Annotated in this window: 13 protein-coding genes; 7 read left to right on the forward strand and 6 right to left on the reverse strand. The window is 48.1% G+C overall.

The genetic code is table 11. The features are described 5' to 3' along the window. The first annotated feature begins 11 nt into the window (after nt 1-11). Nucleotides 12-635: a WbqC family protein gene (locus ABD846_RS00570; protein ID WP_344821617.1), complete on the forward strand. Its 624-nt coding sequence runs from the start codon at nt 12-14 to the stop codon at nt 633-635. Here the strand turns inward: ABD846_RS00570 and ABD846_RS00575 are convergent, their stop codons facing one another. Next, nucleotides 636-2,369 carry a VWA domain-containing protein gene (locus ABD846_RS00575; protein ID WP_344821619.1) on the reverse strand — a complete coding sequence of 578 codons (1,734 nt, stop codon included), beginning with the start codon at nt 2,367-2,369 and terminating at the stop codon, nt 636-638. It lies immediately after the preceding gene. A gap of 113 nt (nt 2,370-2,482) precedes the next feature. Here ABD846_RS00575 and ABD846_RS00580 point away from each other — a divergent pair, with 113 nt between their 5' ends. Beyond that, entirely contained in the window at nt 2,483-3,007 is a 525-nt protein-coding gene (locus tag ABD846_RS00580; protein WP_344821621.1) for a hypothetical protein, read from the forward strand. Nucleotides 3,008-3,060: 53 nt separating this feature from the next. On the opposite strand, the gene ABD846_RS00585 is transcribed toward ABD846_RS00580, so the two are convergent. The 4 genes from ABD846_RS00585 to ABD846_RS00600 all read right to left on the reverse strand — a co-directional run bounded on the left by ABD846_RS00585 (nt 3,061) and on the right by ABD846_RS00600 (nt 4,830). Then, on the reverse strand, nt 3,061-3,408 hold the full coding sequence (locus ABD846_RS00585) for a bleomycin resistance protein (RefSeq protein WP_344821623.1): 348 nt from the start codon (nt 3,406-3,408) through the stop codon (nt 3,061-3,063). Nucleotides 3,409-3,426: 18 nt separating this feature from the next. After that, a complete protein-coding gene (locus tag ABD846_RS00590; RefSeq protein WP_344821624.1) occupies nt 3,427-3,837 on the reverse strand; it encodes a VOC family protein in 411 nt (136 codons plus the stop codon). 113 nt (nt 3,838-3,950) lie between these two features. Further along, entirely contained in the window at nt 3,951-4,364 is a 414-nt protein-coding gene (locus ABD846_RS00595; protein ID WP_344821626.1) for an SRPBCC family protein, read from the reverse strand. A gap of 37 nt (nt 4,365-4,401) precedes the next feature. After that, a complete protein-coding gene (locus ABD846_RS00600) occupies nt 4,402-4,830 on the reverse strand; it encodes a VOC family protein (protein ID WP_344821628.1) in 429 nt (142 codons plus the stop codon). A 368-nt stretch (nt 4,831-5,198) separates the two neighbouring features. On the opposite strand from ABD846_RS00600, the gene rplM reads away from it, so the two are divergent. The 4 genes from rplM (at nt 5,199) to tsf (ending at nt 7,980) form a co-directional block, all read left to right on the forward strand. After that, complete coding sequence (gene rplM / locus ABD846_RS00605; protein WP_344821629.1) at nt 5,199-5,639, forward strand: 50S ribosomal protein L13; 441 nt, start codon at nt 5,199-5,201, stop codon at nt 5,637-5,639. Nucleotides 5,640-5,669: 30 nt separating this feature from the next. After that, nucleotides 5,670-6,059: a 30S ribosomal protein S9 gene (rpsI, locus tag ABD846_RS00610; RefSeq protein WP_344821631.1), complete on the forward strand. Its 390-nt coding sequence runs from the start codon at nt 5,670-5,672 to the stop codon at nt 6,057-6,059. Nucleotides 6,060-6,146: 87 nt separating this feature from the next. Continuing rightward, on the forward strand, nt 6,147-7,028 hold the full coding sequence (gene rpsB, locus ABD846_RS00615; protein WP_344821632.1) for a 30S ribosomal protein S2: 882 nt from the start codon (nt 6,147-6,149) through the stop codon (nt 7,026-7,028). A 112-nt stretch (nt 7,029-7,140) separates the two neighbouring features. Beyond that, the gene (tsf, locus tag ABD846_RS00620; protein WP_344821634.1) at nt 7,141-7,980 is read left to right on the forward strand and encodes a translation elongation factor Ts; all 840 of its coding nucleotides are present in this window, start codon (nt 7,141-7,143) and stop codon (nt 7,978-7,980) included. 135 nt (nt 7,981-8,115) lie between these two features. Here tsf and gyrB read toward each other — a convergent pair whose 3' ends face one another. Next, nucleotides 8,116-10,092 carry a DNA topoisomerase (ATP-hydrolyzing) subunit B gene (gene gyrB / locus ABD846_RS00625; RefSeq protein WP_344821636.1) on the reverse strand — a complete coding sequence of 659 codons (1,977 nt, stop codon included), beginning with the start codon at nt 10,090-10,092 and terminating at the stop codon, nt 8,116-8,118. 394 nt (nt 10,093-10,486) lie between these two features. Between gyrB and ABD846_RS00630 the strand changes: the two genes are divergently transcribed. Further along, nucleotides 10,487-12,049 (forward strand): ATP-binding protein, encoded by a 1,563-nt coding sequence (locus ABD846_RS00630; RefSeq protein ID WP_344821637.1) that lies wholly within the window; start codon nt 10,487-10,489, stop codon nt 12,047-12,049. Nucleotides 12,050-12,060 lie beyond the last annotated feature (11 nt).

The raw sequence follows: 12,060 nt of genomic DNA on the forward strand, positions 1-12,060 counted from the left end.
ATCCGCTTTTTATGTCATTTTTTGTGGTATGTCCGGTATTGCCTTTCCCGAATCTGTATTGGTGGAAGAATTGTCTGAAGGCAACGGAGATCATACTGGACGCCGGAGAACATTTTCAGAAAATGAGTTTCCGCAACCGCTATCTGATTGCGGGCCCCGACGGAGTGATCACTCTGAGTATCCCTGTTGCCGAGGGCAGGCAGCAACGCCGGCCGATGCGGGACGTACTTACCGACCCTCGTGATAAATGGCAGATAAGACACTGGCGTACATTGCAGAGCGCTTATAACAGATCTCCGTATTTCGAGTTCTATGCACCGATGCTGGAACACCTGTTTGTTAACACGTATGAGCAGCTTTACGACTTTAATGTCGCTTCTGTACATGCGCTGGCTTCCTGCCTGGGTATTGCACCCGTTTTCCGGGAAAGCAGGGAATATATCTCATTGTTACCGGAAGGCGGTGCCGATCTGAGAGGCGACTTTCTGTGCAAAGATTACGAAGGTCACTTCGGAGCTGATTCGCTGCGCTATTATCAGGTATTTGAAGACAGAGCCGGTTTCCTGCCCAATCTGAGCCTGCTGGATATCCTGTTTAACGAAGGGCCTGCTGCCCGAAGCCTGTTATTGCGGTAATTACCAGTCTTTTTCCATTTTTACCGGAGTACCCAGGCGCTTTTTATTTTTATCCTGGAGTTTCTTTTCTTCCTGCTGCAATGCATTCAGGATCTGCTCTGCCTGCTTCTCGCTCAGTTTGCTGGGCTGGGGTTGCGGCTGCTGTTCCTGCTCCTCTTTCTTGTCTCCGTTCTGACCCTGATTCTGCTGTTGCTGCTGCTGTTCTTTTTTATCCTGATCGCCGTTTTTCTTCTGGTCTTTCTGATCTTTTTTGTCGTCTTTGTTCTTGTCTTTGTTTTTGTCTTTACCGCCTCCTCCTTCTTTCTTCAGCATTTGCTGGGCGTAAGAGAGGTTGTATTTGGCATCGGCGTCCTGTGGATTTTTGCGAAGCGCATTTTTGTAAGCGGTGATCGCGTCTTCCCATTTGCGTTCGCTCATATACGTATTGCCGGTGTTGTAATTGGCGTTTGCGTAATCTTTTGTGTCTTTTGATTTTTTTGCTGCCAGCTCAAATGCTTTACGCGCGTCGTCCATTTTCTTTTGCTGGTACAGTGCATTACCCAGGTTATATGCACCGGTGTTCGCCAGGCCCGTATCTTTCTGTATGGCCATCATATAGCCCTTTGCGGCGGCATCGTATTTTTTTTGCTCATATAGTTTGTTGCCGGAAGCGATCAGCGCTTTCGCCGATTGCGCGTAACCGGTATTGCCGCTTAACAGTACTGCCAGAAGTATTGCAGCAAGCTTACCCGTATTGCGCGCCTGCAGCCGGCGTGCACCGGGCAGCAACCATTCTGCGATCAGCAGCAACAGTCCCGCGAACAGGAAATATTGAAAATAGCTGGTGTAGTTGGCAAACACCACCGCTCCGAGGTTTCGCTGTTCCATACTATTTACGGCATCAATGATTTTACCGGCGGCTGCATCTGTATTGCCGAGCAGGGTGTAAGTGCCATTGCCTGCCGCTGCTATGCTTTTTAATTCTTCCTCGTTGAGTTTTGTGATCACCTGATTGCCCTGTTCATCCAGTTTGGGCGCATTTGTGGCAGGGTCGAAGAGGGGTGCACCCTGGGGAGATCCGATTCCGACCGTATGAATCACTGCGCCCTGCTCGGTGGCTTCTTTTACCGCGGCAATAGCCGTTTCATCATGATCTTCGCCATCGGAGATCAGTACGATGCTCTTGAATTTCCGCTCTTTACTGCTGAACGAAGCATTACAAAGTTTTACCGCATCCCCGATAACGGTGCCCTGAGTCGGTATCATGTCGGGTGTTACAGTTTGCAGGATCAGCTTCAGTGCGCTGTAGTCGATTGTGAGCGGAACCTGCAGGTAGCTGCGGCCGGCAAAGATCACCAGTCCTACACGATCGTTGCTCATCTTGTCGGTAAGCCGCTCAATCAGTTGTTTTGCCCGCGTCAGGCGGTCGGGTTGGATATCCTTTGCGAGCATACTTTTACTAAGGTCCAGCGCGATCATTACGTCCACCCCTTTGCGTTGTACTGTTTCGGTGGAGCCGCCTTTCTGCAGATTGGCACAGCCGATAATTACCAGCACAAGGGCGGTTGCCATTAATATAAACTTCAGGGTATCGCGGGCCGGTATATATCCGAGCAACTGACTTTTTACATTTTCCACCATACCTATCTGCTCCAGTTTTTTGCGACGCCACAGCAGGAGCGCAACAAACAGGGCAATCAATACCGGAATCAGCACTAAAGCCGTCAGATAAGAGGAGTGTTGAAAACGAAGCATATCAGGGTTTGTTATCCCGCAAAAATAGTCGGGAATTTTTCTGATAAAATATTACGAACTTTAGTTTTAATAGTTTTTAACATGCCGTTCTTACCGCGTTAATGCCTTCACACATGAGTATCTGCCCTTTCCGCTTTCTGAAAATACTGTTTGCCGCTGCTTTATTTATTGTTGTTACGGCCGCTTTTGTGTCCTGCGGCAATTGCTCCGGCTGCGATTATATCTACGAAACGAACGGGGCAGCTTTTGATATCACGGACACCACAATCGACCTGAAAGACCCCTATGCACTTGCCGAAATCCGCCTGGAACGCATTGTCAGCGAAAAAAAAGGAACGAGGCATTGCCGCTATAAGAATGAGGTAAATTGCCTGGAAGATCAGCTGGACAGTAACCGGCTTGTCCTTTACTGCACATCCGATCTCGCTTTACGGGAGGGATTTATTGCTGCCGGGACCAATTTACTCAGAGAAGAGTTTGTACTGCGTCGCGACAATATGAACGGAGTATCCGTACCCGCTGTTTTCCTGCAGGCATCAGATTCCTTCCCGGAAGGCCGGTACACATTTATCGTAAAAGGAAGTACGCAAAACGGGAAACCGGTGGAGGATATCGGTTTTATCAATTGGAGCCGGTAGTCTGTATCCGTATTGCTGCTGATCAGTAAGCAGTATCATCCATGGCTTCAGGCTCAGCAAAGCGAACCGAAAGTTAGCAGGTTATTATCCGGATCCAGTATAGCAAATTCTTTCAGGCCCCACGGCTTTTGCTGCAGGGGGGCGTTCGGATGAATACTCACCTGCGACTGTACCCGGGTATACCAGCTGTCAATGTCCTGTACGCGTATATATACCTGTCCGTAATTATTTTCCGGGTCAAGGCCCGGGAAACTGAAAAAATGCAGTTCCACGGCATCTTTGCGCAGGATCAGGTATTCCGTGTAGCGCCCGGTAACGGAAAAGCCTAAGCGATCTGCATAAAAAGTGACGGTTGCCTCCATATCACGCATCGGAAGCTTGGGATGTATGTCTGTCAGCATAAAAAGGGAATTCATTTTTTAACGATGCTGGTCTAAAAGGATCAGGTTGCCATCCGGGTCGGTCAGCATAAGACTGGCCGGACCGCTTGTTTTTTCGTCTGCTTCGCTGCTGAGGTGCAAGCCGGCCTCTTTCAACTTCTTTTGTATCTGCCGTATGTCGTCGAACGGTTCCATATTCCGGGCATTTTCGTCCCAACCCGGATTGAACGTGAGGATATTTCCCTTAAACATTCCCTGGAACAAACCGATCAGCGCATTACCGTTTTTCATGATCAGGTAGTTTTGCTGCATGCTGCCTGCGAAGACGCTAAAACCCAGTTGCTCATAAAACTGCCTGGATGAATCCAGGTTTTTTACGCTCAGGCTCATGGAAAATGCGCCCAGGTGCATTTTGCCCGCAGACTGTGCTTGTTTGTCAGCCGTGTTCATTTGTTTTCCCCTCGTTTGTGCGCGCAATGCTGCGGGTGCATATACAATGCTACCCGTCAGCATTATTGTAAGGTATGCTTTTTTAAAAAGAAGCCTCATAATCCACTTACGTATCACAGCGATTCCGTATAAGCTTTATAGTTATTCAGAATTGCCTGCCAGCCCTGTTGCTGCATTTCCTGAGGATTCTGATTTTCCGGATCGAAGTGCACATCCACAAGCGTTTGGTCACCTGATTCTGTAAAGCGAACGTCTACTGTCCGGTCATCTCCCAGCTTGTAGCTGAATCCTTTTCCTTCCTGCACATCGGTATAAACAGCTTCAAAATCAAAGCCAAAGCTGCCGTCTTTTGCTTCCATACGCGCAACGTAGGTGCCTCCGGGCCTCATATCATTTCGCGCCGAAGGGCAGTGCCAGTCGGGTGAGGCAAAGTTCCATTTTGTAATGTGCTCGGGAAGCGTGTAAGCATCCCATGCTTTCTTTCTGTCGGCTGCAATGCTGGCCTGGATATGAATTTTATTGTTCATAGTTGTTGGTTTTATAATAAAAGAGTGAAGGCAGGAGTTATGGTTGCGCATCAAAATTCACCATCCAGTTAACCCCGAAGCGGTCGGTGAACATGCCAAAATAGGCGCCCCAGAAAGTATTATCGATAGGCATCGTTACCTGTCCGCCCGCAGAAAGTCCGTTGAACAGGCGATCGGCCTCTTCGCGTGAACCGGCGTTAATGGAAATGGCGCAGTTGTTGCCCTCTTTAAATTGTGCGGCCCATTCGCTGCCCACATCGCTTGCCATGAGCATTGTTTCCTTGCTGATGGGCAGACACACATGCATTATTTTTTCCGCGTCTTCGGTTTTAGACGTGCCGGATTCGGAGGGCATATCCTTGAAGCGACTGAAAAAGGAGAATTCGCCGCCGAACACGGATCTGTAAAAGTTGAAGGCCGCTTCGCAGTTGCCATTGTAAGTAAGATAAATATTAACGGTAGCCATAAGAGCGGATATTTTTAAAAATAGAATCGATTAAAACCGGGGTTATTCCCGGATATACCTCTGTACTCAAATGTATACAGTTTTTTTGCAAACGGAAGGGCCGGACATTACAATTAAAGGTGCCCGCACGTAGTTGCAGCAAGGTGATTTTAATAAAACGGGATAGCAGGTGTAAAATTCTGAGCAATTTTTTTATTGAAAATCAGATATTTGCAGACGTTGATCAAAAAAAGTTTATAAATTCTTTGGTAGAGATATATTGTCGGTTTACCTTTGCGCTCCCTTTTCCTGCTGTACTTCTTCCCGATCTGGAACGGCTGCTGCAGAAAAGGTTATCGATTCAACGCATTTTTTTTATTCACAAGATAATGAGACACTTAAGCTTCAAAACCAAATCGGCAAACGAGCAAATCGTTGTGCGCGACTGGTACGTTGTAGATGCTACCAATCAGACATTGGGCCGCATGGCTACAAAAATTGCGCACACACTGCGCGGTAAAAACAAGCCTTACTACACTCCTCACTTCGATTGCGGAGACTATGTAATCGTTGTAAACTCCGGTAAAGTACAACTGACCGGTAACAAAATGGAGGATAAAGAATATCAGACATTCTCCGGTCATCCTGGTGGTCAGAAGATCGAGAGCGCTAAAAACCTGGTGGCACGTCGTCCTAACCTGATGATCGAGCGCGCGGTAAAAGGTATGCTGCCTAAAAACCGTCTGGGTCGTGCAATGGCGAAAAAACTGTTCGTATATGAAGAGGCTGCACATCCTCACGCTGCACAGCAACCTAAAGAATTAAAATAATTTACCAACAAAAAGACATTTTATAAATAAATGGAAAAGCAAAAAAACGCCGTTGGTCGCCGTAAAGAAGCCGTAGCTCGCGTATACCTGAGCAAAGGAAACGGAGCCATCACGGTAAACGAAAAAGAATACAAAGCTTACTTCCCGATCATGTATCTGCAAAATCAGGTTGAGCTTCCGCTGAAGACAATCGAGGCTACAGATTCATTTGATATCGTTGTCACTGTTGCTGGTGGTGGTCCGAAAGGACAGGCTGAGGCCATCAAAATGGGTATTGCCCGCGTATTGTGTGAGTTGAATCCGGATTATCGCCCTGCATTGAAACATGCCGGTCTGCTGATGCGCGATCCCCGCTCTGTTGAACGTAAGAAATTCGGTAAACGTAAAGCCCGTCGTAGCTTCCAGTTCTCTAAACGTTAATATGATGCGTGGATGCAGCCTGCTTGGCTGCATCCGGTACCAAGATTTAAAAATATTTTTTTCAAACTTCATTCAATTATCCAGACAATGGAAGAAAATAAAAGTCTTCACCAGCAACTTTTGGAAGCAGGCGTTCACTTTGGTCACCTGAAGAAAAAGTGGAATCCCAAAATGTTGCCGTACATTTTTGCTGAAAAAAACGGCATCCACATTATCGATCTGAACAAAACCATCGATGGTCTGCAGGAAACTGCTGCCGCGCTGAAAGCAGTTGCTAAGAGTGGTAAGAAAATCATGTTCGTTGCTACTAAAAAACAAGCTAAAGAAATCGTAGCTGAAGCAGCAACATCCGTAAACATGCCTTATGTTACTGAACGTTGGTTGGGTGGTATGCTCACGAACTTCCAGACAATCCGTAAGAGCGTAAAGAAAATGCAGAGCATCCAGAAAATGCTGGATGACGGTACCATGGACAGCGTTACTAAAAAAGAGCGCCTGACCCTGAGCCGCAGCAAAGACAAAATGGAAAAAGTACTCGGTGGTATCGCTCAGATGGGCCGTATCCCTGCAGCATTGTTCATCGTAGACATCAGCCACGAGCACATTGCGCTGGCAGAAGCAAAACGTCTGGGTATCTCTACCTTCGCTATGGTAGATACAAACTCTGATCCTTCTAAAGTGGATTTCGCTGTTCCTGCGAATGACGATGCTACGAAATCTATCGCTATCATTACCAACTACATCACTGCTGCTATCATGGAAGGTCTGCAGGAGCGTAGCCAGGCTAAAGAGAACGGTGAAGAGGATGCTAATGAAGAAGAAGCAACTGCTTCCCGCGGACTCGAGATCAACGAGGAAGATGATAAGAACAACGAACGTCGTGGCGGCGGCGCTGGTCGTGGTCGCGGTCCTAACGCAGGAAGCGGCGGACGTAGCCGTACAGGTGCTCCCCGTGGCGGCCGTGCTTAATGCTCAGCTCCCGGAGGCTCTGCCCGATTTTTTAAATATTGTTGTTGAAAGCCCTTTAATCAGGGCTTTCAACTAATTTATACAAACCGCTTTATTAAAAAATTATAAACAAATGAGTGTTACAATAACAGCTTCAGATGTAAACAAATTGCGCCAGCAAACAGGCGCCGGAATGATGGACTGCCGCAAGGCACTGATGGAGAGCGATGGTGATTTCGAAAAAGCGATCGATTACCTGCGTGCAAAAGGACAGAAAGTAGCTGCAAACCGTAGCGACCGTGATGCGAAAGAAGGTGTGGTTATCGCTAAAGCAAACCCTGCCGGTACCTACGGTATCATTCTCACCCTGAGTGCTGAGACTGACTTCGTTTCTAAGAACGAAGACTTTATGAAATTCGGTCTGGAATTGGCTGAACTCGCACTTGAAAACAAAGCTGCTGATATCGATGCAATCAAAGCATTGCCGATGCAGGGAGCTACAGTAGGCGAAAAACTGCTGGAAATGGTTGCTAAAATCGGTGAGAAAATCGACATTACCCGCTATGAGCAGGTGAATGCGGAAGCAGTCGTTCCTTACATCCACGGTAACTACCGTATCGGTGTACTGGTAGGTCTGAACAAAGCAGCTAACGATAACGTGATCGCTGCAGGTAAAGACGTGGCTATGCAGATTGCTGCAATGAACCCGCTGGGTCTGAACGAATCTACTATTTCCGAAGAAACAATCGCACGCGAAAAAGCGATTGCTGTTGAGCAGATCATGGCAGAAGGTAAACCTGCTGACATGGCTGAGAAAATCGCTGCAGGAAAACTGAATAAATTCTTCAAAGAAAACACACTGGTTCATCAGGCTTTCGTAAAAGACAACAGCAAAACTGTTGCCGAATATGTGAAATCCGTTGAATCCGGACTGGAAGTGGTTGCCTTCAGCCGTGTGGCTATCGGAGGATAGTCTGTGTCCCGGAAATCCTGGTAAAAGACCGCTGTCTGTAAAGACAGCGGTCTTTTTTATGTTCCGTAAAGTCAGAAAAAATCGGCTGCCTCAAACGGAAGGCAGCCGACACAAGGCAAAAAGAAGAATTGGTGCTTATACGTCGATATTCGCGTATTTGGCATGACTTTCAATGAACTCGCGGCGGGGTTGTACATCGTCACCCATCAGCATCGCAAAGATGCGGTCTGCTTCTGCGGCGCTGTCGATAGTTACCTGCTTCAGCGAGCGTGTTTCAGGGTTCATGGTGGTACTCCACAACTGTTCGGCATTCATTTCTCCAAGACCTTTATAGCGCTGGATCGTTACAGAATCCTCTTTCCCGTTTCCGAGACGCGTTACCTCACGTTTGCGGTCTTCTTCGTTCCACGCATAAATTTCTTCTTTCCCTTTTTTCACAAGGTACAACGGCGGTTGCGCAAGATATACATAACCCTGTTGCACCAGTCCGTTCATGTAACGGAAGAAGAAAGTAAGGATCAGCGTGGCGATATGGGAACCGTCCACGTCGGCATCGGTCATGATAATGATCTTATGATAGCGGAGTTTGGACAGGTTCAGTGCTTTCGGATCTTCGGGAGTGCCGATCGTGACGCCCAGCGCGGTGAACATGTTTTTGATCTCCTCATTCTCGTATATTTTGTGCTCCTGTGCTTTCTCCACGTTCAGGATCTTACCGCGCAGCGGAAGGATCGCCTGGAAGTGACGGTCGCGGCCTTGTTTGGCGGTACCACCGGCCGAGTCCCCTTCCACCAGGTAAAGCTCACATTGTTCCGGATCTTTTTCAGAGCAGTCTGCGAGTTTGCCGGGCATTCCGCCTCCGCTCAGCACGCTTTTGCGCTGTACCATTTCACGGGCTTTACGTGCAGCAGCACGCGCCTGCGCCGCCAGGATCACTTTATCGATGATCAGTTTGGCTTCTTTGGGGTGTTCTTCAAGATATGCGTCCAGCACACGGCTCATAGACACATCCACCACGCCCATCACGTCATTGTTACCGAGTTTTGTTTTGGTCTGGCCTTCAAACTGTGGTTCAGGAACTTTCACCGAGATAATCGCGCTGAGTCCTTCACGGAAGTCGTCTCCGGTGATCTCCACTTTCGCTTTTTCGAAAAGTTTGTTCTTATCGCCGTATGCTTTGAATACGCGGGTGATCGCCCGGCGGAAACCGGCTACGTGCGTTCCGCCTTCGATTGTATTGATATTATTAACGTAAGAGAAGATATGCTCGTTGAATGAGCTGTTGTAGCTCATAGCCACTTCCACGGCCACGTTTGTTTCCTCGTCATGTGTTTCCACCCATATAGGAGCGGGGAGCAGCGGGTCGCGTTTGCCGTTCTGATCGAGCATCTGCACAAATTCAACAATACCACCTACGCTGTAAAACTCTTCCGCTACATTATTGCCCTGCTCATCTTTCTCACGCTCATCAATCAGCGAGATGCGGATACCCTTGTTCAGGAAAGACAATTCGCGCAGACGACCTGCAAGAATGTCGCGCACGTAAACAAACTCTTTAAAGATAGACTGGTCGGGCCAGAAATGCTGTAAGGTGCCGCGTTTATCGGTTGTACCTATTTCGCGAACCGGGTATTGCGGCACGCCGCATTTGTATTCCTGCTCAAAGATCTTGCCGTCGCGGGTAACGGTAGTATGCATATGGCTGCTCAATGCATTCACACAGCTCACACCAACACCGTGCAGGCCGCCGGATACTTTGTAGGAGTCTTTATCAAATTTACCGCCCGCATGCAGCACCGTCATTACCACTTCCAGTGCCGAGCGGCCTTCTTTGGCATGTATACCCGTAGGGATACCGCGGCCATCGTCCTGCACGGAAATGGAGTTATCTTCATGAATGGTAACGGTGATATTTTTACAATATCCGGCAAGCGCCTCATCAATAGAGTTATCCACTACCTCGTACACCAGGTGATGCAGGCCTTTTACCCCGATATCACCGATATACATGGCGGGACGTTTTCGAACCGCTTCCAATCCTTCCAGTACCTGGATACTATCGGCACCATAAGATGGGGCCGGGGCGTTCAAAACTTCGTTTTCGCTACTCATTATTTTTTTAAAAGCTTAGTGTATTAAGTGGTTTTTCCTTTACGGCCACGGAACGGTCGGCTGTTCGTCCGCATAAACGGTTCCGGACCGTTGAAATGCTTGCTGACAGCGAAGCACGGCGTCTTTGGAAGATATACAAAAATACCGAAAAAAGCTTGCTTTTCCAATTATTTTCAAGGCATTCCGGTCGTGATACGGCGGATGTTGATAAACTCGTTTTTTGTGTGGAAAGTTTCTTCCGTACAAGAGCTGTTTACAGCATGACAATGCCTTCAGATGGAAATTATGTAAGGCATCCGCAAAATTGTGTAAACCTGCCCGCTTTAATTATGCTTCTTTTGTTTTCCGGAGCGGGAAGATGTGTATCTGCCCCGCTCTTAAACGTTTGTCATTCATGATCCTGATCGTCGACGATAAGTCGGAGAATATTTTTTCGCTGAAAAAAGTGCTCGAACAGAGCCATTTTCCCGTGGATGAAGCGCATTCCGGTGAAGAAGCCCTGCTGAAGGTGCTTCGGAAAGATTATGCGCTGATTATCCTGGACGTACAAATGCCGGGTATGGACGGATTTGAAGTGGCAGAAGCCCTTGCGGGCACCCAGAGGGGACGCGATATTCCTATTATTTTCCTTTCAGCCGTAAATATCGAAAAGCGGTTTATCACACGCGGATATGCTTCCGGAGCAGTAGACTATGTGACCAAACCGGTAGATCCGGATATTTTCATACTTAAGGTCAAAACCCTGTACCGGCTTTCCGAGCAGCACAGAGAACTGGTGCGCACAAAAGCTTCGCTCACGCAGGAAGTTGAAGTGCGCAGGCAAACCGAAAAAAATCTCAAGCGCCTTTCGGCGGAACAACAGACGCTGATCCGCTCTTTCCCCCAGATCGTATTTACGGTCACTCCCGATGGCGTGCTGGAATTTGTGAACGAACGATGGTTTGAATATTCCGCGTCGAAGACAGCATTTCCGGAAGTGCATCCGGACGACCAAAGACTGAAGGAGGAAATGGATCATGCGACAAAGCAGGATGAACCGTTTGTGAGCGAAATACGTTTACGGCATCTGGCTACCGGTACATTCCGGTATCACCTGCTGCGAATGATCCCGCTGATTCAGGGAAAGTCCGTAGTGAAGTGGGTGGGCACCTTTACCGATATCCAGGAACAGAAAGACGCGCATGATGAGCTGGATACCAAGGTGCGCGAACGCACGAAAGAGCTGATGCAGAAAAATGCCGAGCTGGAATTGAGCAACCATGAATTGCAGCAGTTCGCTTCCGTGGCCTCGCACGATCTGCAGGAACCATTACGCAAAATACAGATCTACAGCAATCGCATCCGTGAGCGCTGCCTGGTGGAAGGCGGAGATGCACTGACTTATATGGATCGTGTGATCGACGCATCCCGCAGGATGAGCAGTCTCATTTCAGACTTGCTGAGTTATTCACGATTGTCTATCAAATCGCTGTTTCAGCGCACCAATCTGAATGAACTTATAGAAGAGATACTGATCGATCTGGAATTCTCTATTAAAGACAAGGGTGCGGTGCTGGACATACAGCCACTGCCAGAGGTGGAGTGCGTGGCCGGTCAGATCCGCCAGGTGTTCCAGAACCTCATCAGCAATGCGCTTAAATTCTCCGTGCCCGGTACACCTCCACGCATCAGCATCAGCGGGGAGGAGTATAAAGATGCTTCCGGAAGAACTTTCTGCCATATTTATGTCAGGGACAACGGCATCGGTTTCGACGAACAATACCTCGACAAAATATTTACCATATTCCAGCGCCTCAATGCAAAAGAAGAATATGAAGGGACAGGCATAGGGCTGGCTATCGTGAAAAAGATCATTGAAAAACACGGGGGTACCATCACTGCACGCAGTGCAGAAGGCGAAGGTGCCACTTTTATCATCAGTCTGCCTGTAACGCAAAACGGGGATACCCATATCTAAAGCATTTTATT

Origin of the sequence: Rurimicrobium arvi (assembly GCF_039540495.1) — a bacterium.
Classification (GTDB): Bacteria; Bacteroidota; Bacteroidia; order Chitinophagales; family Chitinophagaceae; genus Rurimicrobium; species Rurimicrobium arvi.